The organism is Streptomyces desertarenae, assembly GCF_042681365.1.
GTDB lineage: Bacteria > Actinomycetota > Actinomycetes > Streptomycetales > Streptomycetaceae > Streptomyces > Streptomyces desertarenae.
Window position 1 is genome coordinate 1 of the sequence record NZ_JBHUFU010000025.1, and the last position, 25135, is coordinate 25135.

A 25135-nucleotide genomic window follows, 5' to 3' on the forward strand; every position below is an offset into this window, starting at 1 on the left:
AGCCCGCTCCCGATCGAAGTGAAATATCACCGCTTACCGTCCCCTGAACTGGTGGTGCAGGATCTTCCGCGTTCTGTAGTTGACCACCAGTTCGTAGTGTCCACGGCGGCCGTTGAACGATCCCTTGGCCCGCCAGGCGATGGCGTGGCGGGCCCCTCTCGGATCACGCATCGGCCGCCCCCTCGTGATATTGCGGAGGTGGTGGTGCGAGTGCATGTACGGCCTGCTCCACCTGTGGCCCCATGCGGTTCGCGTGTAAGTGTACTTGTGGATCTTTCGCCGTACCCGCCACCCGCGATAGGCAAGTTTGGCTCCCCGGTAGATCTTGCCGCAGTACCTGAAGCACGCCATGCCGAGACGAGCCGCGCCGATGACCAGCGGAACCCATCTGCCGTCGAGGTCGTACTTGTTGCGCGGATCCGCGTAGGCGTATTCGTAGGCGTTGGCGCTGCCTCCCTGAACGGGGTCGGTGGACAGGAAGCGTCCGGTGGCCGGGTTGTAGAGGCGGACGCCCATGAGGGTGAGGCCGGTGAGGGTCTCGGTGGAACGCTGCTTGGCGCCGAGCCAGGTGTAGCGGGTGGCCGGCTGGCCCGGGCGGGGGTTGCCGTACTCGTCGCTGTCCAGGGCGACGGGTGCCTGGCCGGCATCCAGCGGGAGCTGGAGGGCGATGTCGCCGTGGATGGTGGACAGCTGCAGGACGGTGTCGCCGGTCCTGCCGGTGGTGGCGGCCAGGTCGCCGGAGATGGAGTCGACGTTGCGGCTCACGGCTCCGGTGGCGGTGTCCTCCACGATCCAGCGGGGGTTGTCGCCGTCGCCGTCGTAGTGGTTGCGCTTGGACGCGGTCTGCGTCCAGGTGCTGCCGCTGCCCGTCTCCACCGTCCAGGAGCGGAAGCGCAGAGCGGCGTCCAGCGTCCAGGTCTGCCGCTTGTCGCCGGCGGTCTGCCGGTGGACCAGGTCGTTGGCGTAGTAGCCGATGGTGCCCTGGCCGGGGACGGCGGTGGTGCGGCCGAAGGCGTCGTAGGTGTAGCCGGAGTCGACGAGGCGGTCGGCGCTGTCGTAGGTGTGGCTGGTGGTGGTGCCTCCGGTGGTGGGGCAGTCGGCGCCGGGCGCACCGGCCGCGGTGGTCAGGGTCTTGCGGTTGGTCCGGGCGTCGAAGGTGTAGCTGCGGCGCGTGCAGACCGTGTCGGCGGTGTCCTCGACGGTGGTGAGGCGGCCGGCCGCGTCGTAGCGGTAGGTCTGGCCGGACCAGCCCGCGTGGCTGGTGTTCTGCCCGTGGACGGACTCGGTCACCGTGTCCGCGTAGACCAGGGTGCCGTCGCTGTCGCGGGTGTAGGTGCGCTCGGTGGCCGAACCGGTGGTGTCCTCGGTGACGGTGAGGGTGTAGCCGCCGGGCAGTTTCTCGGTGGCGACCGAGCCGTCGGCGTCGTAGGTGGCCGAGAAGGCGCCGGCGACGGAGTCGGTGGTCCCCGTCACCAGGCCGCGGGGCTCGGCGGTGTGGTCGTAGGTGTAGGTGACGGTGGACGGGACGGTGTCGGAGACCTTCACCGGCCGGTCGAGCAGGTCGTACTCGGTGGTGGTCTTCCCGCCGTCGGCGTCGGTGTAGGAGATGATGCGGCCGAGCCGGTCGTACGCCTTGGTGATCGTGCCACCGGTGGGCGAGACGGTCTTGACGGCCTGGCCGGTGGCCGGGTCGTACTCGGTGGTGGTCTCCGGCACCGCCTGCCCGACCCCTCCGGTGGTCCTCACCGTGGTGGGACGGCCCGCGTCGTCGTGGGACGTGGTGGTGGTGCGGGTGACGCCGTTGGCGGTCTCGGTGACCTTGGCCGTGTTGCCCCACCAGTCGTACTCGGTGGTGGTGGTCGGCAGTTGTGCCGGGTTCGTCCCGCCGCCGGTGATCGCGCCGCCGGGCCCGACCGAGCAGACCAGGTCGGCCCACTCCGGGCGCCCGGCGCAGGCGCCGGTGCCACTCGCGGACCAGTAGGTCGTCACGCGGGTGGCGGCGTCGGCGCCGGTAGCACCCGGTGCGATGACCTTCGTTTCACGACCCTGTGTGTCGTAGGTCTTCTCCGTGGTGATCGCCAGACCACCCGGATCCTGGATCGTCTTGGTCGGCAGCCCCTTGGCCCAGTCGTAGACGGTCTGCGTCACCCGGGTCTCGCCGTGGACGGCCGGGTGCTCACGCACCTGCGCGCCCGTGGTGACCTTGGTGACCTGGTCCTTGACCGCGGCGGTGCCGTCGGTCGGACGTCCGGCGTCGTACTCGTTGACCGTCCAGCTCCGGGCGGTGACCGAGGTGCCGGCCGGGACCAGGGTGGTGGTACCGGACTTCAGGTCGGCGGTCAGGTCCACGCGGCGCAGGGGGCCGAACTCCTCCAGTTCCCGGGTGCCGGTGTCGTTGTAGACCGACTTCGTCGCCAGCAGGTCGGCGCGCTCGGCACCGGTGAGCTGGGCGATGCCCAGGTCGGCCTGGGTCTCGCGGTCGTCGGCCGCCAGGCCCAGGGCGACAGCACGGTTGGCGGCCGACAGCTCGCGGACGGTGTTGCCGAACCGGTCGTACTCGGTGGTGGAGATGTGTCCGCCGGGGGCGGCGGTGTTGACCTCACGGCCGGAGGCACCCAGGTAGTGCACCTCGGCCCGCCGGTAGGCGGCCGGAGTCAGCGCGCTGCCGGTGTGGGAGGCGGGGACGGCGTCGGCGGGGAGGACCGCGGTGGCGTCGGTGGGCGCATCGAGCTGGCCCCACGCCCGCACGTCGGCGGCGCCCATCCGGTAGGGGGCGGCAGTGCCGGTGAGCGGCACGTCGTAGACGACGCTGGTGGCCGCGGTGCCCTCGACGGTGTCGGCGGTGCCCTGCTTCAGTCCCGGCCGGGTGGCCTTGAGCAGCATGCCCTCACCGGCGGTCGAGGCGTTACCGGCCTTGCCGTAGGCGAAGGTCCACGGCAGCTCGCCGGGCGGGGTGAGCTGGGTGACCCTTCCCGCGGCGTCATAGGCGTACTCGGTCTTCAGCGCCGGGGTGATCAGCGGGTTCCACGCCTGACGCAGTCGGCCGGAGGTGTCGTAGGCGTAGGTCTGCACCGCCTTGGCGGTGGCCGAGGCGGCACCGGGCTCGGTGGACCACAGGCGGAGTTCCTTCACCTGGCCGCCGTAGTCGCCGAAGGCGTCGGCGGTGGCGGTGGTGGCGGTGGCGTAGACGAACTCCAGCACGCGGCAGCCCCGGGTGGCCGGGTCCGCGGTGCAGGCCGCGGCCGTAGCGGCCGAGGTGGGGGCGATGACGCGCTTGGGGCGGGCCAACTTCTTGCCGTCGACGGTCACCGTCTCGGAGACGATGGTGGTGGTGGAGTTGGCCAGGCCGTCCAGCAGGGTGGAGGAGACCTGCCAGGTGGTGGCCGCCGCGTCGGGCTTGGTGAAGGTGGTGACCGTGCCCTCGGTGTCGGTGAGGGTGAAGGAGCCGGTCACGCTGCCCTTGAGGGTCAGGTCCTCCGCCCCGGGCTCCGGGATCCAGCCGGACTTGGCGGCGTTGGCGGTGAAGTGGATCGCGTCGCCCTCCTCCAGCACCACGTCCACGGCGGTGTCGGAGACCTTGCGCAGGTGGGTGTAGTCGGACTCGGTCAGCTCCGCGGCCGTGCCGGTCACCCACTCCTTGCCGAAGATCGGCGCCTGTCCCTCCTGTGTCGCGCCCTTGTCGGGGGTGCGGGAGGAGGCGGTACGGGTCACCGACATCTCGAACGCGGAGGCGTCGGTGGCGGAGAGGGTGTAGTCGCCGGTGAGGAGGTTGACCGTGCCCGGGCCGATCTCGTCGGTGGCGGCGCCGGTGGCGTTGCGGTCGACGACGACGGTGAGCGGTTCGGCGGCGCCGGCGGCGTCTCCGGGGCCGGTGAAGTCGGCCTTGATCTGCACGCTGCCGTCGGGGTCGACGGTGTCGGTGGCGTTCCACACCAGCGGCGCGTTCTTGCCGCCGGTGAGCGGCACCGGCCAGGCGGTGAGCGGATTTCCGCCGGAGGTGACGTCACCGGCCGGGATGCGGGTCCAGGCGTCGGCCTCGGAGCGGCGCCAGGAGAAGGACACGGCGTTGTACTTGGAGCCGTCGGCCTCGGCCGCCAGAGTGAGGCGGCGGGCGGTGCGCTCGCCGTCGGCGGGCTGGAGGAAGCCGCCGGGTCCGGCGTGGAAGGTGTACTCGATCGCCTCGGACTTGTTGTCGGCCTTGTCCACGGCCCGCACCTGGAGGGTGTGGGTGCCGTCCTTGGGCGGGGTGATGGAGAGGGCCTTGTTCGCGCTGGAACCGCCGGTGGCGACCTTGGTCCAGGTCACGCCGTCCAGCGTCCACTCCAGCCAGTTGTGGTCACCGCCGGCGGGCGGGGTGACGGTGAAGGTACCGGCCTGGCCGGCGCCCTTGACCCAGGAGCCCGACGGATAGTCTGTAGAGGTGATCTTGGTGGGAGCGGAAGGAGCGGTGGTGTCGACGGTGAAGGTCTTCCACGCCGACCAGCCGGTGTTGTAGTGCGCCCCGTCATACGGGCTGGTGCGGAACTTGTAGGTCTTGCCGTTGGCCAGCACCCCGGCGGGGACGGTGACGGAGGCGACCTGGCCGCTGGGCACGTACTTGGAGACGATCACGTCGCCGACCTGGGTGTTGGTGGCGGCGTCGAAGATCTGGAAGGTGCCGTTGACCTTGTCGCCGTCGGCGTCGACGAAGGTGTCCCGCAGGGTGGGCGTGGTGGTGTTGACCGTGTAGGCGCCGCCGTAGGAGAAGTACGGCGGGCCGGCCTCCTGCTTGGTGCCGGTGCGCGGCCGGTAGTTGTAGTTCACCACCAGCTTCGGCGGGTTGGTGGCGGCGTTGGCGGAGTTGACCTGCTTCCAGTGGGTCGTCGCGTCGGTGGCGGCGCGCAGGCCCATGTGGCCGCGGGTCGCCTTGGCCGACGCCCAGGTCTGCACCAGGTCGGTGACGTCGGCGTTGATCCAGCCCGCCCCGCCGCAGGCCGCGCGGCCCTTGGTCTCGGTGGAGGAGTGCCGCTGGGCGATCCAGGAGGGCTGGTTGTCCCACCGGGTCGCGGTGGAGGGCGCGCCGGTCTCCCAGATCGTCCACTGGTACGGCTTGCAGTCGGCGTTGCCGGAGTGGACGTTCCACAGCGACAGCTTCGCGCCGGTGACCAGCGCGTCGGAGATCGGCGCGGTGTTCCAGGTGATGAACGACCGCGACAGCCTCGTGGTGCCGTCCGGATTGGTGGTGCCGGGGTTGCCCAGGTGCAGTTCGGTGTTGGTGGACCAGTCCACCGTCTCACCGCGCTTGACGAGGGTGTCGAAGACGTTGGACAGCGCCGAGGTGGAGGGGTCCACCGTCACCGGGTACTGCGTCCTGGGGTCGGCGAGGAAGTCGGCGTCGGGGGTGATGACCAGGTCGACGCCGTCCTCGGTCTGGACGACCTTCCAGTCGACCTCGGCCCGGTTGGTGTGCTCACCGGAGACCTCGTCCACGGCGGCGTCCCACATCACCGGTGCGGGCATCACCGCCCGCTTCTTCCTGCCCGAGGCGGCGTCGGTGAACAGCAGACTGCCGTCCCTTTGCTGCTTGACCTTCAGCCCGTCGGTCTTCAGCGGCAGCGTGTAGGAGTACTCCTTCACGGTCGGCCGCTTGGTGATCTCGACGAACTGCTCGAACCCGGTCCGGGTGGCCTCCACGATCACATCGGCGTCCGGCAGCGCACCGGCGTAGGTGGCGCGGGTGCCCTCCAGCTTCGGGGCCGGCAGGCCGCCCCTCCACTGCAGGGTGATCCGCTCCTTCCCCTCCCCCAGGGTCACCAGGTCGCGGGCCGGCGCCTTCTCCGCCGCCGCCAGGGACTTCGGCAGTGCGCCGCCCCTGCCCGCCAGGCTCAGTCCCGCCGGGTGGGCGGCGGCCTCGACCGAGCCGTCCGACCGCCGCACCAGGTCGACGTCCACGTCGACCCACTCGCCGTCGCGCTGGAAGCGGACCGGACCGGCCGACAGCTCGGTCGTCAGGCTGCCGTCCTTGTTCACCCACGTCGTCGAGGTCTCGGTGCGCTCACTCAGCGCCTCGACCCGCCGGCCCGACAACCGCGCCGCCACCTTCGCCGACGGGATGTCCGCGGCCTCCCGGGGCCCGTCGGGCCGCTCGGTCCGGACCGGGGCCTGGACTCTCTCCCCGGGAAGCGCGACGGCCTGGCCCGACGTGGCGACGACGAGCGCCGTCTCGGCGGTGAGCAGGGCCGCCGTGGCCAGGGCTATGCGGGGCAGCAGGCGTCTGCGGCGCTGCAGCGCCAGTGCGGACCCCGCCCACTCCTCGGGCGGGGATGCGTGGTCTGTCACCGGGTTTCCTTCTCTCGGGAACACAGGTCGCCGCCGATCCGACCACCACGCCGGCCGCCGAGGAAGTGAAACCTTCACCGATTCCACGGACAACTCCCCGAAGGCTTCACCGACACCGGGTACTCCACAACACCCCTGTACCGAGGAGGGTTGAATGACCGCCGGGGAGCGGAGCCGCGTCCGGATACCGCAGAGCTCGTGGGTCGCCTTCGGGACCGTCGCCCTGCTGGTCGCCGGGTCGCTCACCCTGCTCGCGCTGGACGTGCTCAGCCGGCCGCTGAGCCGCCGCACGGTGATCACCGCGCTCCTGCTGCTGATCGTCCTGCCGGCCGTGCTGCTCGGCCAGTACGCGCCTCCCCCCTACCGCCTGCCCTACCGCTGGCGCTGGTGGCTGCTCGGGGTGCAGGCGCTGCTGACCTACCTGCCGATCCTGCTCTTCCGCACCTCCTGGCTCAGCCTGCTGGGCTTCCTGGCCGGAGCCGTCCTGCTCACCGTCCCCCCGCCCGCCTCACTGGCGATCGCGGCCGGGGTGACCGCCAGCGGACCGCTGCTCGCCGGAACGCTGGTCGACACCCACCGCGGCCCGCTGAGCGTGCTGGTCTCCACCGCGGTCACCGCCGGCAGCGTCTACGGCGTCGCGCACCTGGCCCTGCTCGTCTCCCGGCTGCAGGCCGCTCAGGACCAGGCCGCCCGGCTCGCCGAACAGCGCGAGCGCGACCGGATGGCGCGGGACCTGCACGACCTGCTGGGCTCCTCCCTGGTGTCGATCGCCGTCCGGTGCGAGGCCGCGCTGAACCGCGTCGAGGCGTCCGGTCCCGGCGCTCCCAGGTCCGAGGAGTGCGCCCGGCGCGCGCTGGCCGATGTCGCGGTGCTGGCCCGCCGTACGCACGCCGAGGTGCGGACGGTGGCGCAGGGACACCTGGCGCTGTCCCTGAACTCCGAACTCGCCCACGTCCGGCGGCTGCTGACCTACGCCGGGATCACCACCCGCACCGTCGTCCCCGCGCACGACCGGTTGGCGCCTCCCCTGGTCAACTGCCTGGGCGCGGTGCTGCGGGAGGCCACCGGCAACCTCCTGCGGCACAGCCGGGCCGCGAACTGCACGATCACCGTGGTCGAACGCGGCGGGAGGGTGACGCTCACGGTCGTCAACGACGGCGCTCCGCGCCGCCGGCCGCACCACGGGACGGGGCTGACCGGCATGGCGGCCCGGGCGGCCGCCCTCGGCGGCCGCCTGAGCACCTCCGCCGGGGACGGCTCCTTCCGGCTGTCGGTCACGCTGCCGCTAGATCCATCCGTTGCGCTCGGCGATCCGGACGGCGTCGACGAGGGTGCGGGCGTGGAGTTTGCCCACTGCGGAGGAGATGCGGTTGCGCACCGTCCCCACTCCGAGGAATAGCTCGGCGGCGATCTCCCGGGCCCCGGCCCCGGCGGCGGACAGCCGCAGCACTTCCGCCTCGCGCGGGGTCAGCGGGTTCTCGCCCAGTACCTCGCTCTGCTCGGCCAGCCGGAGGTCGACGGCCCGTCCTCCGGCCGCGACGGTGCGTACGGCCGAGGCCAGTGCCCCGGGCGTGGCGGTCTTCAGCAGGTAGCCGGCCGCCCCCGCCTTCAGGGCCCGGCGCAGCAGTCCGGGGCGGTCGAGCGCGGTGAGCATCAGGGACCGGCAGGTCGGAAGCCGTTCGTGCAACCGCGCGGCCACCGCGATGCCGTCCGCGCCGGGCAGGTCGATGTCGAGGACCGCGACGTCGGGTCCGCACCGCAGGGCCGTCTCCAGCGCGGACGGTCCGTCGGCCGCCTGCCCGACGACCTCGATCCCGAGCTGCCCTCCGAGGACCTCCGCCAGGCCCGCCCGCACCACGTGCATGTCCTCGGCGACCAGCACTCTGATCATGAATGCAGTATGCACCGTCCGGCCGGGCGGACACGGGTGCGGGCCCGCCCCCCGAAGGGGACGGGCCCGGTGTGCCGCGGGTCGGGACGTGCGCCCGGGAGCGGGGTCAGGCCCCCGTGCCCGCCGTGGCGTACGCCCCGAGGTCGGCCGCCAGCTCCTCGTGGACGCGGGCCGCCAGGAGCGTGCCGCCCTCGGTGTGCTCCTCGGAGAGCACCTCGCCCTCGGAGTGGACCCGGGAGACCAGGTCGCCGCGGGTGTAGGGCACCAGCGCCGTCAGCTCCACGCCGGGGCGCGGCAGCTCGCGGTCGATCAGCTCCAGCAGTTCGTCGACGCCCTGCCCGGTGCGGGCCGAGACGGCGATGGCGTGCTTCTCGGTGCGCAGCAGCCGCTGGAGGACCAGCGGGTCGGCGGCGTCCGCCTTGTTGACCACCACGATCTCCGGCACGTCCGTCGCGCCGACGTCCCGGATCACCTCGCGCACAGCGGCCAGCTGCTCCTCCGGCGCCGGGTGGGAGCCGTCGACCACGTGGAGGATCAGGTCGGAGTCGCCGACCTCCTCCATCGTGGAGCGGAACGCCTCGACGAGGTGGTGCGGCAGGTGCCGTACGAACCCGACGGTGTCGGCCAGGGTGTAGATCCGGCCGCTGGGGGTCTCGGCCCGGCGCACGGTCGGGTCCAGGGTGGCGAACAGCGCGTTCTCCACCAGCACGCCCGCACCGGTGAGCCGGTTGAGCAGCGAGGACTTGCCGGCGTTGGTGTACCCGGCGATGGCGACCGAGGACACCTTGTTCCTGCGGCGCTCCTGGCGCTTGAGGTCGCGGCCGGTCTTCATCTCCGCGATCTCACGGCGCAGCTTCGCCATCTTCTCGCGGATCCGCCGCCGGTCCGTCTCGATCTTGGTCTCACCGGGACCGCGGGTGGCCATGCCGCCGCCCGAGGAACCGGAGCCGCCGCCGCCCATCTGCCGGGACAGCGACTGGCCCCAGCCGCGGAGCCTGGGCAGCATGTACTGCATCTGGGCCAGCGCGACCTGCGCCTTGCCCTCGCGGGACTTGGCGTGCTGGGCGAAGATGTCGAGGATCAGGGCGGTGCGGTCGACCACCTTGACCTTGACGACGTCCTCCAGGTGGATGAGCTGGCCGGGGCTGAGCTCACCGTCGCACACGACGGTGTCGGCGCCGGTCTCCAGGACGATGTCGCGCAGCTCCTGGGCCTTGCCGGAGCCGATGTAGGTGGCCGGGTCCGGCTTGTCGCGCCGCTGGACGACCCCGTCGAGGACGAGCGCGCCCGCCGTCTCGGCGAGGGCCGCGAGCTCGGCGAGGGAGTTCTCGGCGTCCTGCACGGTGCCGGAGGTCCACACGCCCACGAGCACCACACGCTCCAGCCTCAGCTGGCGGTACTCGACCTCGGTGACGTCCTGGAGTTCGGTGGACAGGCCCACGACCCGGCGCAGAGCGGCACGCTCGGTGCGGTCGTACTGGTCACCGTCGCGCTCGCCGTCGACCTCGGGGATCCAAGCGACGTCCTCCTCCATCAGGGCGTCGGCTCGGCGGGGCGACTCGGCGAGGCGCTGGCCGTTCTGCGGGAGGGAGGAAGAGAAGGTCATCGTGTCCTTAACGTCGTTGGAGTGTTCGTCCGGATCAACGCGCGGGGCCCGTGGAACATTCCCGGGGCCCGGCGCCCGCCGGCGGGTGCGATCCGACAGGACGATGGTGGCACGCCGCGACCCGGCCGTCACCTGGTTTGTGCACCGCGGTCCGGGTCCGGGCCGCCCGCGGGGCCGCGCGAGCCTCTCAGGGAGTGCGCAGGGCGGCCCTCACGACGTCGTAGACCCCCGGGACGTCCCGCATGGCGCGCATCAGCCCGGGCAGTTCGCCGGCGTCCGCCAGCCGCAGGGTGTAGGTGTGCCGCACCCGGTGCTCCCGGGGCGGCTCCACCTCGGCGGAGACCACGGCCGCGCCCTGGGCAGCGATGGCCTCGGTGAGGTCGGCGAGCAGGTGCGGACGGTTGAGCGCCTCGGCGTACAGCCTCACCCGGCAGCCGGCACCGGTGGCCCGCCACCGCACGGGGACGGTGCCGCGCCCGGAGGCCGTCATGCGGGCCACCGTGGGGCAGCTCTCCCGGTGGGCGGTCACCATGCCGCCGCGCACCGTGAAGCCGACGACGGCGTCGGGCGGCACGGGCGTGCAGCAGCGGGCCAGCCGCACGGGGGCGCCCGGCGGGACGGCGACGGCCGCGGGCTCCTCGCGGGAGCCGCGGTGCGCGGTCCGGGCGGGGCCGCCGGGGCGCCGGTGGTGCGGGCCGTCGCCGGGGGCGGGCCGCGGGGCGCGGGAGGCACCCGCACCGGCGGCGGAGGCATCCGGGGCGTCCTCCGCCCGGCCGCCCTCGCCGTCCTGCGGGCGGCCGTCGAGCCAGGCGCGGATGGCGATCCGGGCGGTGGGGGTGCGGGCGTGCTCCAGCCACTGGGGGGAGGGGCCGGAGGTGCCCTCGGGCGCCATCAGCAGCTGCAGGGCGTCACCGTCGCGCAGCACGGTGCCCAGCGTGGTCAGCCGGCCGTCCACCCTGGCGCCGATCAGTGCGTGCCCGGCCGCGCCGTAGCGGGCGTAGGCGGCGTCCACGCAGGTGGCGCCCGCGGGCAGGTGGAGGGTGGCCGTCCGGGCGGCGTTGTCCGGATCGGTGCAGAAGACGGTGATCTCCCGGTCCTGGGCGAGGTCGTCGCGGAGTTCGGCCCAGAAGGTGTCCGGGTCGGGCGCCTGGCTCTGCCACTCCAGCAGCCGCTCCAGCCAGCCGGGGCGGGTGGGGTCGGCGCGCTCGCCCCCGTCTGCGCCCTCCTCCCCCGGGGCGCGGTGCGGGTTCCCCAGGGCGATGACCCCGGCCTCGGCGACGCGGTGCATCCGGCGGGTGCGGACCAGGACCTCCGCCACCCGGCCGTGGGCGTCGGCGAAGGCGGTGTGCAGCGACTGGTACAGGTTGAACTTGGGGACCGCGATGAAGTCCTTGAACTCCGACACCATCGGGGTGAAGCAGGTGTGCAGCTCCCCCAGGACCGCGTAGCAGTCGGCGTTCTCGGCGACCAGGATCAGCAGCCGCCCGAAGTCGCAGGGGCCCAGCTCGCCGCGTTTGGAGCGGGCCCGGTGGACGGAGAGGAAGTGCCGGGGCCGGATGTGGACCTCGGCCGCGATGCCGGCCTCCTTCAGCACGCCCCGCACCGACTCGGCGATCTCGGCGAGCGGATCGGGGCCGGCGTTGTGCTCGCGGATCAGCTCCCGGGTGCGGTCGTACTCCTCGGGGTGGAGGATGGCGAAGACCAGGTCCTCCAGCTCGGTCTTGAGCGCCTGCACGCCCAGCCGCTCGGCCAGCGGGATCAGCACGTCGCGGGTGACCCGGGCGATCCGCGCCTGCTTCTCGGGCCGCATGACGCCCAGGGTGCGCATGTTGTGCAGCCGGTCGGCGAGCTTGATGGACATCACGCGGACGTCGTTGCCGGTGGCCACCAGCATCTTGCGGAAGGTCTCCGGCTCGGCGGCGGCGCCGTAGTCGACCTTCTCCAGCTTGGTGACGCCGTCGACGAGGTAGCTCACCTCCTCGCCGAACTCCTCCCGGACCTGCTCCAGGGTGACGTCGGTGTCCTCGACGGTGTCGTGGAGCAGGGAGGCCGTCAGCGTCGTCGTCTCGGCGCCGAGTTCGGCCAGGATCAGGGTGACGGCGAGCGGGTGCGTGATGTACGGCTCGCCGCTCTTGCGCATCTGGCCGCGGTGCGAGGACTCCGCCAGGACGTAGGCGCGGCGGAGGATGTCGAGGTCGGCACCGGGGTGGTGGGCGCGGTGCACCTTGGCGACGTGCTCGATGGCGTCGGGGAGGGCGTGACGGGGCGAGGCGCTCAGGAGGGCCGCACGACCGAGCTTGCGAAGGCTCCGTACCGCACTCATGGCACCTCCTACTGCGCCGGGTTGGCTGATCCTATCGACCCCGCCGCGCGCCTCGCGCCGCCTCCTGCGCACCGTGTCCGGGATCACCCGTTCGAGCGGTCGTCCCCGGAGGGGGCGGTGAGCCGGCCGAGCTCCACGGTGCCCTCGGCGACGATCACGGCCGGGCCGGTCATCTCGACGCCGCCGTCCGGGTGTTCCGTGATCACCAGGCGTCCGCCGGGCACGTCGACGGTGTAGGTGACCGGGACGCCCTCGGCCGCCGGGTCGGCGCCGTCGCGCCGTGCGGCGGCGACCATCACGGCGCAGGCGCCCGTACCGCAGGAACGGGTCTCGCCGGAGCCTCGCTCGTGGACCCGCAGGGCCACGTGGCGCAGTCCCCGGTCGACGGCGAACTCGACGTTGGCGCCCTCGGGGTAGGCGCCGGACGGAGTGACGGCGGGGGCGGTGAGGAGGTCGCCGGCGTGGGCGAGGTCGTCGACGAAGGCGACGGCGTGGGGGTTGCCCATGTTGACGTTGCGGGCGGGCCACTCGCGCCCGGCGGCGGCCACGGTGACCGACGGCTCCGGTCCGGCGGGCAGCCGGGCGGCGCCCATGTGGACGGTGACGTCGCCGTCCTTGGCCAGGTGCACGCGGCGCACGCCCGCCCGGGTGGCGACGGCGAGGTCGCCCGCCGCGGCCAGGCCGGCCCGCTCCAGGTAGCGGGCGAAGACCCGCACGCCGTTGCCGCACATCTCCGCGACGCTGCCGTCGGCGTTGCGGTAGTCCATGAACCACTCGGCCTCCGCGGCCATGCCCCGCGCCTCGGGGTGGGCGGCGGAGCGCACCACGCGCAGCAGTCCGTCGCCGCCGATGCCCGCGTGCCGGTCGCACAGCCGGGCCACGGCCGCCGGGGGCAGGTCCAGCGTCCCGTCGGGGTCGGGGATGATCACGAAGTCGTTCTCGGTGCCGTGTCCCTTGAGGAACCGCACGGGCGCAGCGCTGTCCACGTGCCCATCGTACGGGGCGGGGCGGCCCCGGCGGGGCGGGCCCGGGTCAGCGCAGACGGGCGACCCGCCACACGGCCAGGGCCACCAGGGTGCCGGCGACCGCCGTGTACAGGACGACCAGCCGCCAGTCGGGGCGCTCGCCGGAGCCGCGCGCGGGCAGCCCGGGCCAGGCGAGACCGGCGCGGCGCGCGGCCATCATGCCCCAGCCGGCGGCGCAGCAGCTGAGCAGCAGGCCCAGCATGGCGACCACCGCTCCCCCCTCGCCCAGCCCGAAGGCCAGGGGGAAGGCGAACATCAGCGAACCCGCGGCGCCCAGGCCCACGATCGGGGCGATCTGCCACAGCCGCAGCCGCCGGGGCGGGCGGAGCTCGCCGTAGGACTCGCCCCCGTCCGCCGCGGGGTCGTCTCCCAGCCCGTCGAGGTCCTCGACGGACTCCAGGTCCCCCAGCCCGGTCAGGCCGTCGGTCTCCGGGCCGTCGGCCCGGAGCGGCTCGACGGCCGGCTCGTCGCCGTTACGAGGGCCGGCCTCCATCGCCACGTGCCCTCCCAACTCCCGGCTCTGCGGCTCATCGATGGTCGATGATGGCACGTCCGGACAACTGTCCAGTGCCCCCTGGGCGTCCCGATGCCATCACGTGATCAGGCTGTGACCGCTCGTTCGAGGAGCGCCAGGGCGCGGTCGGTGAGGTCGCCGCGGTGCTCGGCGGCGCCGCTGAGCCAGTGGACGCGGGGGTCGCGGCGGAACCAGGAGTCCTGACGGCGCGCGAATCGCTTGGTGGCGCGCACCGTCTCGGCCCGCGCCTCCTCCTCGGTGCACTCGCCGGCCAGCGCGGCCAGAACCTGCTGGTAGCCCAGGGCCCGGGAGGCCGTGCGGCCCTCCCGCAGCCCGGCGCGCTCCAGGTCCCGGACCTCCTCGACCAGTCCCGCCTCCCACATGCGGTCCACCCGGCGGGCGATCCGCTCGTCCAGTTCCGGACGCCCGACGTCGACCCCGATCTGGAGGGTGTCGTAGACGGGTTCGGGGCCGGGGAGGTTGGCGGTGAAGGGTCGGCCGGTGATCTCGACGACCTCCAGGGCCCGGACGATCCGGCGCCCGTTGCCCGGCAGGATCGCACGGGCGGCCTCGGGGTCCACGGCGGCGAGCCGGGCGTGCAGGTGCCCCGGGCCGTGCTCGGCCAGTTCGGCTTCCAGCCGGGCCCGCACCGCGGGGTCGGTGCCGGGGAACTCCAGGGCGTCGATGGCCCCGCGCACGTACAGGCCCGAGCCGCCCACCAGCACCGGGGTGCGCCCTTGCGCGAGCAGGCGGTCGATCTCGGCGCGGGCCAGCCGCTGGTACTCGGCGACGCTGGCGGCGGCCGTGACGTCCCAGACGTCCAGGAGGTGGTGGGGGACTCCCTGCCGCTCCTCGGGCGTCAGCTTGGCGGTGCCGATGTCCATGCCGCGGTAGAGCTGCATGGAGTCGGCGTTGACCACCTCGCCGCCCAGGTGCCGGGCGAGGGCGACACCGAGGTCGGACTTTCCGGCGGCGGTGGGGCCGACCACGGCGATGACACGGGGGGTGGGGGGTGAGCTGCTCACGGCCCAAGTCTCGCAAACACGCGGAGGGGAAGCCGAACGAGTGACGTGACACCACCCGTGCGGGGTCGTTGCCTCTTGCGAGGCTCCGCCCGCGGACCTCGCGGGCGAGGACCCGGGCGGCGCCCCGAGCCGTTCCGGAGTGGGCGGAACGTCGACCACACGAGTAAGGTCTGGAGTGGATATGGGCATTTTTGCCTGGTTTCGTCGTGGCACGAAGGCCGCGAAGGAGGACGCCTCCGCGGCACCCGCCGGGGAAACCGCCCCGGCGGACGCCTCCGCCCCCGTCCCGCCCCGGGAGACCGGAGGGGAGGCGCGGCAGGAGGAGGCCGACGGGACCGGGCGGACCGGTGAGGAGGTGACCGGGACCGCGGCCGGGAGCGCCGCGGAGGGCGCTGCCCGCGGCAGCGCCGCACAGGAAGGCGCCGCCACGGGCGCCGGAGACGGCGACACCGGCCGGGGCGACATCCCCGGCGGGGCCGCGGACACCGGTACCGCGGACGCCCGGATCCCCGGGCAGCAGACCACCTCGCGGTCGGCGGACGACGCCGCCGACGCCGGCGCGGCCGGCTGAGGCCCCGCCCGTCCGCCCGCAAAGTCGCCGCACACCGCCAGGGAGCCGAGGAACGGAGCAACCGCCATGGGCTTCAAGGACAAGGTCAAGGACATGATGAGCCGGCACGGCGACAAGGTCGACCAGGGTGTCGAGAAGGCCGGTGACGCCGCCGACCGGAGGACCGGGGGCAAGCACCGGCACCACATCGACACCGGCACCGGCAAGGCACGGGAGACCAGGAAGCGGATGACGGGCGAGGAGGGCGAGAGCGGCACCGGCGGCCCCGCCGCCTGACCGGCCCTGCCGCAGTCCGCTCGGCGGCGGCCGCACGGCTCACCGGCGTGCGGCCGCCGCCCATGCGCCCTCGCGCGCGACCGGCGCCCCGGTCCCCGGCCCTCCGGCCCGGTGGGCCGGGCCGGAGGGGACCGGGGCCGTCACGACCAGCTCGCCACCAGGTAGCCGACGCCGTACGGCGCCCGGTCGTACGGCAGGCGGCCCTTCAGCCCGGCGCCCTCCGCCGCACCGGCCAGCACCTGCCAGCAGGCCCGCCCGGACGCCCCCAGCTCCCGGGCCAGCTCCCCGTCGAGGGCCAGCAGCGCCCCGGTGTCGGCGGCCTCCAGCGCCCGGGCGGCCGCCGCGTCGAAGGCGGCGGCGCGCTCGTCGAGGTAACCGGGGGCCTGTACCGTCCGGCAGGCGGTGCCGTCGCCCATCACCAGCAGCGCCACCCGGTCGGAACCGGCCGCCAGCTCGCGCCCGAGCGCCGCGCACTCCTCCCCGGTCAGCGACTCGGCCACCCCCAGGCCCTCCACGGGAGCCGCGTCCCAGCCCGCACTCGCGAGCAGCCAGGCGCCCACGGCCAGCGACGGCGGAAGCGGACGGCCCACGGGCTCCCCCGCCCCGAGGACGACCTCGACCTCGACGCCGAAGGGCCGGAAGGAGCCGACCGCACCGCCGGGGTACCGGCCCCGGCCCTCCGGGGAGGCGGGCCCGGCGACGACGAGCCGGTCGGGGCGGGCTGCGGCCAGCGCGGCGACCGCGTCGCGGCAGGCGGACCGGGCGTCGTCCATCTCGTGCGCGGCGCCCTGCGCGACCTCGGGCACCAGCAGCGGCGGGCAAGGGCATACGGCGGCGGCGACAAGCATGCCGCGCAGCCTACCGCCGCGCTCCCACCCGGTCGGCGGGCCCGCGCGGTCCCGCCTGCGCCGCACCGTGCACCGCGGCGGGACCGCCGCGGGCCGGTGGAGGGCCTAGCAGGTGCCGCAGCCGTCCGGCGCCGCGGGCAGCGGCGCGGGGACGCCGACCGTCGGCAGGCCGAGCATCACGCCCTTGGACTCCTGCGCGGGTGCGGCGTTGCGCCGCTCCCAGGCGTCCCCGGCACGGGTGCGCCGCACGCCCAGCACCGGCCCCTCGGCCAGCAGGTGGTGCGGGGCGGCGTAGGTGACCTCGACGGTGGCCATGTCGCCGGGGCGCGGGACCGAGTCCTCGGGCCGGGTGAAGTGGACCAGGCGGTTGTCGGGGGCACGGCCGGACAGCCGCCGGGTGGCGCCGTCCTTGCGGCCCTCGCCCTCGGCGACCATGACCTCCAGCGTCCGCCCGACCTGCTTCCTGTTCTCCGCCCAGGAGATCTCCTCCTGGAGGGCGACCAGGCGCTCGTAGCGCTCCTGCACCACCTCCTTGGGGACCTGACCGTCCATCTCGGCGGCCGGGGTCCCGGGGCGCTTGGAGTACTGGAAGGTGAACGCCTGGGCGAAACGGGCCTCGCGGACCACGTGCAGGGTCTGCTCGAAGTCCTCGTCGGTCTCGCCGGGGAAGCCCACGATGATGTCGGTGGAGATCGCCGCGTCCGGAATCGCGGCCCGGACCTTCTCGATGATCCCCAGGTAGCGCTCCTGCCGGTAGGAGCGGCGCATCGCCCGCAGCACGCGGTCGGAGCCGGACTGCAGCGGCATGTGCAGCTGCGGCATCACGTTCTCCGTCTCGGCCATGGCGGCGATGACGTCGTCGGTGAAGTCGCGCGGGTGCGGGGAGGTGAAGCGGACCCGCTCCAGGCCCTCGACCTTCCCGCAGGCGCGCAGCAGCTTGGAGAACGCCTCGCGGTCGCCGATGTCGGACCCGTAGGCGTTGACGTTCTGCCCGAGGAGGGTGATCTCGGTGACGCCCTCGGCGACCAGCGCCTCGACCTCGGCGAGGATGTCGCCGGGGCGGCGGTCCTTCTCCTTGCCGCGCAGCGCGGGGACGATGCAGAAGGTGCAGGTGTTGTTGCAGCCGACCGAGATGGAGACCCAGGCGGCGTACGCGCTCTCGCGCCGGGTCGGCAGCGTGGAGGGGAAGGCCTCCAGCGACTCGGCGATCTCGACCTGCGCCTCCTGCCGGACGCGGGCGCGCTCCAGCAGCACCGGCAGGCTGCCGATGTTGTGGGTGCCGAAGACCACGTCGACCCAGGGTGCCCGCCGCACGATGGTGTCGCGGTCCTTCTGCGCCAGGCAGCCGCCGACCGCGATCTGCATGCCCGGCCGGGACGCCTTCTTCGGGGCGAGGTGGCCGAGGTTGCCGTACAGCTTGTTGTCGGCGTTCTCCCGCACCGCGCAGGTGTTGAAGACGACCACGTCGGCGTCGTCGGCGTCCCCCGGAGCCCGGACATAGCCCGCGTCCTCCAGCAGGCCCGACAGGCGCTCGGAGTCGTGGACGTTCATCTGGCACCCGTAGGTGCGCACCTGGTAAGTCTTCGCACTCATCTCAGTCGACAGGGTACGTGCTCGCGCCCCTCCCCCGCCTCTCCCTTCCGCGCACCGGTCCTGGCAGGATCGGACCCATGGTCTCCCCGTCCGCGCGCCGCCCCGGAGGGCGGCGGCTGCCGGCCGCCGCGGCGGCCGGTGCCGCACTGGTGCTGCTGCTGTGGTGGCTGCTGCCCGGCGGCGGGCCGGCGCCGAGCGGTTCGGTGGTGTTCACCACGGGCGTCCCGGGCGGGGTCTACGAGCGCTACGGGGAACTGCTCCGGCACCAGTTGGGCCGCGACCTGCCCGAGGTCGAGGTGACCCTGCTGCCCAGCCAGGGGTCGGTGCAGAACATCGACCGGCTGGTCTCCGGCCGGGCGTCGTTCACCATCGCCGCCGCCGACGCGGTGGCGACCTACCTGGCGGAGGGGCGGCCGGGCGCCGGACGGCTGCGGGCCTGCGCGCGCCTGTACGACGACTACATCCAGCTCGTCGTCCCCGCCGGCTCCCCGGTGCGCGAGGCCGCGGACCTGGAGGGGCTGCGGGTCGGGCTCGGGCAGGAGCGCTCCGGCGTCAACCTGATCGCCGGGCGGCTGCTGCGGGCCGCGGGCCTGGACCCGGAGCGGGACGTCCGGCCGGTGCGCGAGGGCATAGACCGGATGCCGGAACTGCTGGCGCGGGACGAGCTGGACGCCTTCTTCTGGTCCGGCGGGCTGCCGACCGGCGCGATCGAGGAGCTCGCCGGGTCCTCCGACATCCGCCTGGTGCCGCTGGGCGACCTGGTGCCCGAGCTGCACGCCCAGGCGCCCGAGACCCGTTCCTCCTACCGGGCCGCGCTGATGCCCGCCGACGCCTACCCCCGGATCCAGAACGGCAGGGCGATCGAGACGATCGCGGTGGCGAACCTGCTGGTGACCGTGGAGGGGACGGACGACACGCTGACGGAGGGGGTGACCCGCTCGGTGATCAACAGCCGGGACCGCATCGGCCGCGAGGTGCACGCGGCGCAGAAGGTCGACCTGCGCACGGCCATCTACACCCACCCGCTCCCGCTGCACAGCGGCGCCGAGCGCTACTACCGCTCCGCCAAGTCCTGACCCGGCGCCCGGGGACCGCGCGCAGCGGCGGGGCCGGGGACCGGCCGGTGCGGGACGCCGCCGGGGCGGCGGGCTCCGCCGCCGGCGGCGCGGCTGCGACCGCTCGGGATCCTCACCCCGCCTCCGGCGCGTCGTCCGGCGCGTTCCTCGGCAGGCTGATCAGCACCCGCAGCCCGTGCGGCTCGTTGCGGGCGTAGGAGATCTCCGCCCCGCCCGCGGCGAGCAGGGCGCGCGAGATGGAGAGCCCGAGCCCGGATCCGGAGACGTTCTGGTGGCGGCTGCTGCGCCAGAAGCGGTCCCCGACGCGGGCCAGCTCGTCCTCGGTGAGGCCGGGGCCGCGGTCGGCGACCTCGACCGTCACCCGGTCGCCCTCGGCCGCGGTGGAGACGGTGACCGACTCCCCGGCCGGGGTGAACTTCACGGCGTTGTCCACCACCGCGTCCAGCGCGCTGGACAGGGCGATCGGGTCGGCCCAGCCCGTCACCGCGCCGCTGCCCTCCGCGCGCAGCTCCACCCCCTTGCTCTCGGCGGCCGGACGCCACGCCGCGACACGTCCGGCGGCCAGCGCGGCGACGTCGGTCAGCCTGAGGTCGGCGGGGGCGTGCTCGGCCAGCGCCAGGCCCAGGAGGTCGTCGAGGACGCGGGCCAGCCGTCTGCCCTCGGCCCGTACCGAGGCGATCTCCTCGTTGCCCTCGGGAAGTTCCAGGGCCAGCAGGTCGATGCGGAGCAGCAGGGCGGAGAGCGGGTTGCGCAGCTGGTGGGAGGCGTCGGCGACGAAGGCGCGCTGCTGCTCCAGGACGGTCTCGACGTGGTCGGCCATCTCGTTGAAGGAGCGCGCCAGGCGCCGCAGCTCGGGGGGCCCGCTCATGGCCGCCACGCGGGAGGCCAGCCGGCCGGTGGCGATGTCGTGGGCCGCCTTGTCCAGGACCCGCACCGGTTCGAGCACCCACGCCGTCATCCGGAAGGCCACCGCGACCGCCACGAGCATGGCGGCCGCCTCGCCCGCGGCCAGCGGGAGCCAGCCGTGCAGGATGCGCGAGCGCATCGGCCCCGTGGGCGAGTCGGTCAGGACGACGGCCACGACGTCGCCGTCGCGGACCACCGGCGAGGCCACCGCGATCCGGTCGTCCTGCCAGGGCCACACCTGCGGGGGGTCGTGGCTGCGGCGCCCGACCAGCGCCTCGGCGAAAGCCGCGGCGCCCTCGCCCTGCGCGGGCACCTGCCAGCCGGAGGGTGCGGCGGCCATCGCGCTGCCGTCGCGGTAGAAGACGCCGGCGCGGATGCCGTACAGGTCGTGGTAGCGGTCGAGTTCGTCGACGAGGGTGGCCAGCCGCTCGTCCCGCCGCCGGTTCTCGGCCGTGGTGGGGCTGCGGGCCTGGGAGCGGGCCGTGACGTACTGGGCCAGGGAGGCGAAGCGGGCGGTGTCGTCGATGCGGTCCACCACGACGGCCTGCTGCTCGGCGGCGGCCATGCTCGCGGCGAGCGGGAAGCCGAGGGCGAGCAGCACGGCGGCCATCAGGGCGATGAGGAGGGCGAGGAGGCGCGTGCGCACGGCGGGGTCCGGTCCTGCGGGGTCAGTCGGCGGGGGTGGTGAGCCGGTAGCCGACGCCGCGCACCGTCTCGATCAGGGCGGGCAGGCGCAGCTTGGAGCGGAGCGAGGCGACGTGCACCTCCAGGGTGCGGCCGGTCCCCTCCCAGCTGGTGCGCCACACCTCGCTGATGATCTGCTCGCGGCGGAAGACGACGCCGGGGCGCTGGGCGAGCAGCGCGAGCAGGTCGAACTCCTTGCGGGTGAGGGTGACCGGCTCGCCCCGCACCGTCACGCGGCGGGTGTCGGCCTCGATGACCAGCGGCCCCAGGAGCAGTCGTCCCGGGGACGCGCCGGCCGGCTCGCCGTCTCCGCCGCCGCTCCCGCCGGTGCCCGCGGGGGCGGCGGTGGCGGTGGCGGTGCGGCGGCTGACGGCGTGGATGCGGGCGAGGAGTTCCGCGGTGTCGTACGGCTTGACCACGTAGTCGTCGGCGCCGAGGTTGAGGCCGTGGACCCGGGAGCGCACGTCGGCCCGGGCCGTCACCATGATCACCGGGGTGGTGGCGGTCAGCCGGCGGATGCGGCTGCACACCTCGAAGCCGTCGGTGTCGGGCAGGCCGAGGTCGAGCAGGACCACCCCGAAGGGCCGCGCCCCGTCGTCGGGCAGCAGGCGCCGCAGCGCCTCCTCGCCGCTGCGGGCGTGCACCACGTCGAATCCGTGCCGGGCGAGCACGGCGGACAGCGCCGCCGCCACGCGGTCGTCGTCCTCGACGAGCAGCAGTCTCATCGGAACCCCCTCTTCTCCCCCGGAAGCCCGACGGAGCTCCCCCGGACTCTCCCCTTGCCTCTCCTCGCGCTCTCCCCTGGTACGGGGACATCCACGCCGACCCGGACCGGTGCGCCAAGGCCCGGCCGCGGCGGACCCCCACGTTATGCAGCCGGTACGCCGTTCGCCGCACCGTTCGAGCCATATGTCCACTTGCTGCTGAATCGTTATCCTCAAGTTCAGCTCAGATGTGCTGACGCTTCTCGGAGCTCGTCACTAAGGTCCCCTCAACCGACGAGGACGGAGCGAATGACGCCGATGAGCAACGTATCGGTGACCAAGGACGCCGCACCGACGGCGGAGAACCTGGTCGTCCTGGACAACGTCAACAAGCACTTCGGTGCCCTCCACGTCCTCCAGGACATCGACCTGACCATTGCGCGTGGCGAGGTCGTCGTCGTCATCGGACCCTCGGGGTCCGGGAAGTCCACGCTGTGCCGCACCATCAACCGCCTGGAGACGATCGACTCCGGAACCATCCTGATCGACGGCAAGCCCCTGCCCGCCGAGGGCAAGGAGCTGGCCCGGCTGCGCGCCGACGTCGGCATGGTCTTCCAGTCCTTCAACCTCTTCGCGCACAAGACGGTGCTGGAGAACGTGATGCTGGGCCAGCTCAAGGTCCGGCGCGCCGACAAGAAGGCGGCGGAGGAGAAGGCCCGCTCCCTCCTGGACCGGGTCGGGGTGGCCAGCCAGGCCGACAAGTACCCCGCCCAGCTCTCCGGTGGCCAGCAGCAGCGCGTGGCCATCGCCCGCGCGCTGGCGATGGACCCGAAGGTGATGCTCTTCGACGAGCCCACCTCCGCCCTCGACCCGGAGATGATCAACGAGGTCCTGGAGGTCATGCAGCAGCTGGCGCAGGGCGGCATGACGATGGTCGTCGTCACCCACGAGATGGGCTTCGCCCGCTCCGCCGCGAACCGGGTCGTCTTCATGGCCGACGGGCGGATCGTCGAGGAGGCCACTCCCGACCAGTTCTTCAGCAATCCGCGCAGCGACCGCGCCAAGGACTTCCTGTCGAAGATCCTCCACCACTGAGTTCGGCTCAGCGGAACCCGTACACCTCGACCCCAGGGATGCTCACCATGACCTTCCGCAAGGCCGGCTTCGCCGCCGCCACCGCTCTCGTCCTCTCCCTGACCGCCACGGCGTGCGGCGGTGGGAGCGGGTCGGACGACGGCAAGATCAACATCGGCATCAAGTTCGACCAGCCGGGGCTGGGCCTGAAGACCCAGGACGGCAAGTACACCGGCTTCGACGTGGACGTGGCCACGTACGTCGCCAAGGAGCTGGGCTACGACGAGAAGGACATCGTCTGGAAGCAGGCTCCCAGCGCCGAGCGCGAGAACATGATCGCCAACGGCGACGTGAAGTTCATCGTCGCCACCTACACGATCAACGACGAGCGCAAGCAGCGGGTGGACTTCGCCGGCCCGTACTTCCTCGCCCACCAGGATCTGCTGGTGAGGGCCGACGACGACACCGTCCGGACCGAGGGCGACCTCGACAGCAGCGAGATGAAGCTCTGCTCGGTCACCGGCTCCACCTCGGCGCAGAACGTCAAGAAGGACTTCGCCCCGAAGGCCAACCTGATCAACTACGGCGGTTACTCGGAGTGCCTGACCGGCCTGGAGAACAAGGCCGTCGACGCCCTGACCACCGACGACTCCATCCTGGCCGGCTACGCCGCGCAGAAGGAGCACCAGGGCAAGTTCAAGCTCGCCGGCCTCAGCCTCAGCGACGAGCCCTACGGCATCGGCCTGAAGAAGGGCGACACCGAGCTGCGGAAGAAGATCAACGACGCCCTGAAGAAGATGGTCGACGAGGGCGCCTGGGAAGAGGCCGCGAAGAAGCACTTCGGCCCGGCCGACTACGAGTACGAGCCCGCCCCGGAGATCACCGAGACGAACTGACGCCGTCCGCGGTGCGCCGCCGCCGTCCGCGGGCGGCGCACCGCACCTCCGACGGGGTCCGACGAGACGCCATCCGACGAGGCGAGAGCGCGGGAGAACGTGTTCGACTTTCTTGATTCCGGGCAGTACGACGTGCTCGGAGCCTTCTGGGTGACGGTGCAGCTCACCGTTTATTCGGCGATCGGCTCCCTGGTGTGGGGAACGGTCCTGGCCGCCATGCGGGTCAGCCCGGTGCCGCTGATGCGCGGCTTCGGCACCGCCTACGTGAACGTCGTGCGGAACACCCCGCTCACGGTCATCATCCTGGCCGCCTCGCTGGGGCTGTTCCAGACGCTGGGGGTCACGCTGGCCGGCGGCGGCGACTTCGAGGTGATCGGCTTCCGGCTGGCCGTGCTCGGACTGATCGCCTACCACGCCACCTTCGTCTGCGAGTCGCTGCGGTCCGGCATCAACACCGTGCCCGTCGGACAGGCCGAGGCGGCGCGCGCCCTGGGGCTGAGCTTCTTCCAGGTGCTGTTCCTCATCGTCCTCCCGCAGGCGTTCCGCTCCGTCGTGGCGCCGCTGGCGAACGTCCTGATCGCCCTGACCAAGAACACCACGGTGGCGGCCGCCATCGGAGTGGCGGAGGCCGCGGCGCTGATGAAGACGATGATCGAGTACGAGAGCGACGCGATCTTCCTGGTCTCCGCGATGTTCGCCTTCGGGTTCGTTGTCCTGACACTCCCGACCGGCATGCTGCTGGGCTGGGTCAGCAAGCGCGTGGCGGTGAAGCGATGAGCAACCTCTCCGTTCTGTACGACGCGCCGGGCCCGCGGGCCAAGGCGCGCAACATCCTCTACTCCGCGGTCTTCGTGGTCCTCCTCGCCCTCGCCCTGTGGTGGGTGCTGGACACCATGGCCGACAAGAACCAGCTCGACGGGGCGAAGTGGGAGCCGTTCGTCGCCGACGGCCGGGTGTGGACGACGTACCTGATCCCGGGTCTGCTCAACACCCTCAAGGCGGCGGTCCTGGCCATCGCCGTCGCGCTTCCGCTGGGCGCCCTGTTCGGTCTGGCCCGGCTGTCGGACCACCGGTGGGTCCGCGTGCCCGCCGGCGCCGTGGTGGAGTTCTTCCGCGCCATCCCGGTGCTGCTGATGATGTTCTTCGCCAACGCGGCGTACGCGCAGTTCACCGACCTCTCCTCGGACGTGCGCCCGCTGTACGCCGTGGTGACCGGCCTGGTGCTCTACAACGCCTCGGTCATCGCCGAGATCGTCCGGGCGGGCATCCTCTCCCTGCCCTCCGGCCAGACCGACGCGGCCAAGGCCATCGGCATGCGCAAGGGCCAGATCATGGTCTACGTGCTGCTGCCGCAGGCGGTCACGGCGATGCTGCCGGCGCTGGTCAGCCAGCTCGTGGTGATCGTCAAGGACACCGCGCTGGGCGGCGCCCTGCTGGGCTACATGGAACTGCTGAGCCAGGTCCGCGTGATCACGGCCAACTACGGCGCCAACACCATCGCCGCCTTCACGGTGGTCGCGCTGATCTACGTGCTGCTGAACTACCTGCTCACCAGTTTCGCGAGTTGGGTCGAGGGCCGCGTCCGGCGCGGCAAGCGGTCGACCGGGGCCGCGCTGCACGCCGGCGCCGACACGGAGATGGAGTTCGACGAGCCCCATGTGGAGGCTCCCACTCGCAAGGAGTAGCGGCCGCCGCACCGTACACCCTGCCCACTGCCTGTGCCCCCGTCGCTTGACGGGGGCACAGGCAGTGGGTTGCATACGGTGTGTGATCACGTTCCGGGCCCCCTCCTCCTCGCCGAATCC

The 25135-nt window shown here is 73.1% G+C and carries 19 protein-coding genes; 8 read left to right on the forward strand and 11 right to left on the reverse strand.

Features of this window, described 5'->3' with window-relative positions; translation table 11 throughout:
- Positions 1 to 33: 33 nt before the first annotated feature.
- Positions 34 to 6078: a DNRLRE domain-containing protein gene (locus ACFSJS_RS26090; protein WP_380904697.1), complete on the reverse strand. Its 6045-nt coding sequence runs from the start codon at positions 6076 to 6078 to the stop codon at positions 34 to 36.
- 394 nt (positions 6079 to 6472) lie between these two features.
- On the opposite strand from ACFSJS_RS26090, the gene ACFSJS_RS26095 reads away from it, so the two are divergent.
- Positions 6473 to 7717: a sensor histidine kinase gene (locus tag ACFSJS_RS26095; protein ID WP_380904634.1), complete on the forward strand. Its 1245-nt coding sequence runs from the start codon at positions 6473 to 6475 to the stop codon at positions 7715 to 7717.
- Here the strand turns inward: ACFSJS_RS26095 and ACFSJS_RS26100 are convergent.
- The 6 genes from ACFSJS_RS26100 to miaA form a co-directional block, all read right to left on the reverse strand.
- A complete protein-coding gene (locus tag ACFSJS_RS26100) occupies positions 7604 to 8209 on the reverse strand; it encodes a response regulator transcription factor (RefSeq protein WP_380904636.1) in 606 nt (201 codons plus the stop codon). The genes ACFSJS_RS26095 and ACFSJS_RS26100 overlap by 114 nt on opposite strands.
- A 106-nt stretch (positions 8210 to 8315) precedes the next feature.
- The gene (gene hflX, locus ACFSJS_RS26105) at positions 8316 to 9815 is read right to left on the reverse strand and encodes a GTPase HflX (RefSeq protein ID WP_380904638.1); all 1500 of its coding nucleotides are present in this window, start codon (positions 9813 to 9815) and stop codon (positions 8316 to 8318) included.
- A 187-nt stretch (positions 9816 to 10002) separates the two neighbouring features.
- A complete protein-coding gene (locus ACFSJS_RS26110) occupies positions 10003 to 12138 on the reverse strand; it encodes a RelA/SpoT family protein (protein WP_380904641.1) in 2136 nt (711 codons plus the stop codon).
- An 83-nt stretch (positions 12139 to 12221) separates the two neighbouring features.
- Positions 12222 to 13124 carry a diaminopimelate epimerase gene (gene dapF, locus ACFSJS_RS26115; RefSeq protein ID WP_380904643.1) on the reverse strand — a complete coding sequence of 301 codons (903 nt, stop codon included), beginning with the start codon at positions 13122 to 13124 and terminating at the stop codon, positions 12222 to 12224.
- Between the two features lie 46 nt (positions 13125 to 13170).
- Positions 13171 to 13656, reverse strand: a complete 486-nt coding sequence (locus ACFSJS_RS26120; protein WP_380904699.1) for a hypothetical protein — start codon at positions 13654 to 13656, stop codon at positions 13171 to 13173.
- Positions 13657 to 13763: 107 nt separating this feature from the next.
- Positions 13764 to 14702: a tRNA (adenosine(37)-N6)-dimethylallyltransferase MiaA gene (miaA, locus tag ACFSJS_RS26125; protein ID WP_380904645.1), complete on the reverse strand. Its 939-nt coding sequence runs from the start codon at positions 14700 to 14702 to the stop codon at positions 13764 to 13766.
- A gap of 181 nt (positions 14703 to 14883) precedes the next feature.
- Between miaA and ACFSJS_RS26130 the strand changes: the two genes are divergently transcribed.
- Both ACFSJS_RS26130 and ACFSJS_RS26135 read left to right on the forward strand, forming a co-directional pair.
- On the forward strand, positions 14884 to 15273 hold the full coding sequence (locus tag ACFSJS_RS26130; RefSeq protein WP_380904647.1) for a hypothetical protein: 390 nt from the start codon (positions 14884 to 14886) through the stop codon (positions 15271 to 15273).
- A 66-nt stretch (positions 15274 to 15339) separates the two neighbouring features.
- Complete coding sequence (locus tag ACFSJS_RS26135) at positions 15340 to 15549, forward strand: antitoxin (RefSeq protein ID WP_380904649.1); 210 nt, start codon at positions 15340 to 15342, stop codon at positions 15547 to 15549.
- A gap of 140 nt (positions 15550 to 15689) precedes the next feature.
- On the opposite strand, the gene ACFSJS_RS26140 is transcribed toward ACFSJS_RS26135, so the two are convergent.
- Positions 15690 to 16397 (reverse strand): class III extradiol dioxygenase subunit B-like domain-containing protein, encoded by a 708-nt coding sequence (locus ACFSJS_RS26140; RefSeq protein WP_380904651.1) that lies wholly within the window; start codon positions 16395 to 16397, stop codon positions 15690 to 15692.
- A gap of 105 nt (positions 16398 to 16502) precedes the next feature.
- Positions 16503 to 17990, reverse strand: a complete 1488-nt coding sequence (gene miaB / locus ACFSJS_RS26145) for a tRNA (N6-isopentenyl adenosine(37)-C2)-methylthiotransferase MiaB (RefSeq protein WP_380904653.1) — start codon at positions 17988 to 17990, stop codon at positions 16503 to 16505.
- Between the two features lie 77 nt (positions 17991 to 18067).
- On the opposite strand from miaB, the gene ACFSJS_RS26150 reads away from it, so the two are divergent.
- Positions 18068 to 19066, forward strand: coding sequence for a TAXI family TRAP transporter solute-binding subunit (locus ACFSJS_RS26150; protein ID WP_380904655.1), 999 nt, complete (start codon positions 18068 to 18070; stop codon positions 19064 to 19066).
- A 112-nt stretch (positions 19067 to 19178) separates the two neighbouring features.
- Here ACFSJS_RS26150 and ACFSJS_RS26155 read toward each other — a convergent pair whose 3' ends face one another.
- Together ACFSJS_RS26155 and ACFSJS_RS26160 are read right to left on the reverse strand one after the other, a co-directional pair.
- Positions 19179 to 20618 (reverse strand): sensor histidine kinase, encoded by a 1440-nt coding sequence (locus ACFSJS_RS26155; protein ID WP_380904657.1) that lies wholly within the window; start codon positions 20616 to 20618, stop codon positions 19179 to 19181.
- Between the two features lie 22 nt (positions 20619 to 20640).
- Positions 20641 to 21381 carry a response regulator transcription factor gene (locus ACFSJS_RS26160; RefSeq protein WP_380904659.1) on the reverse strand — a complete coding sequence of 247 codons (741 nt, stop codon included), beginning with the start codon at positions 21379 to 21381 and terminating at the stop codon, positions 20641 to 20643.
- A 297-nt stretch (positions 21382 to 21678) separates the two neighbouring features.
- Between ACFSJS_RS26160 and ACFSJS_RS26165 the strand changes: the two genes are divergently transcribed.
- The 4 genes from ACFSJS_RS26165 to ACFSJS_RS26180 all read left to right on the forward strand — a co-directional run bounded on the left by ACFSJS_RS26165 (position 21679) and on the right by ACFSJS_RS26180 (position 25015).
- The gene (locus ACFSJS_RS26165; RefSeq protein ID WP_380904661.1) at positions 21679 to 22455 is read left to right on the forward strand and encodes an amino acid ABC transporter ATP-binding protein; all 777 of its coding nucleotides are present in this window, start codon (positions 21679 to 21681) and stop codon (positions 22453 to 22455) included.
- A gap of 47 nt (positions 22456 to 22502) precedes the next feature.
- Positions 22503 to 23330, forward strand: coding sequence for a glutamate ABC transporter substrate-binding protein (locus ACFSJS_RS26170; protein WP_380904663.1), 828 nt, complete (start codon positions 22503 to 22505; stop codon positions 23328 to 23330).
- A gap of 99 nt (positions 23331 to 23429) precedes the next feature.
- A complete protein-coding gene (locus ACFSJS_RS26175; protein WP_380904665.1) occupies positions 23430 to 24107 on the forward strand; it encodes an amino acid ABC transporter permease in 678 nt (225 codons plus the stop codon).
- Positions 24104 to 25015, forward strand: coding sequence for an amino acid ABC transporter permease (locus tag ACFSJS_RS26180; RefSeq protein WP_380904667.1), 912 nt, complete (start codon positions 24104 to 24106; stop codon positions 25013 to 25015). Before ACFSJS_RS26175 ends, ACFSJS_RS26180 begins: the two co-directional genes overlap by 4 nt.
- Positions 25016 to 25135 lie beyond the last annotated feature (120 nt).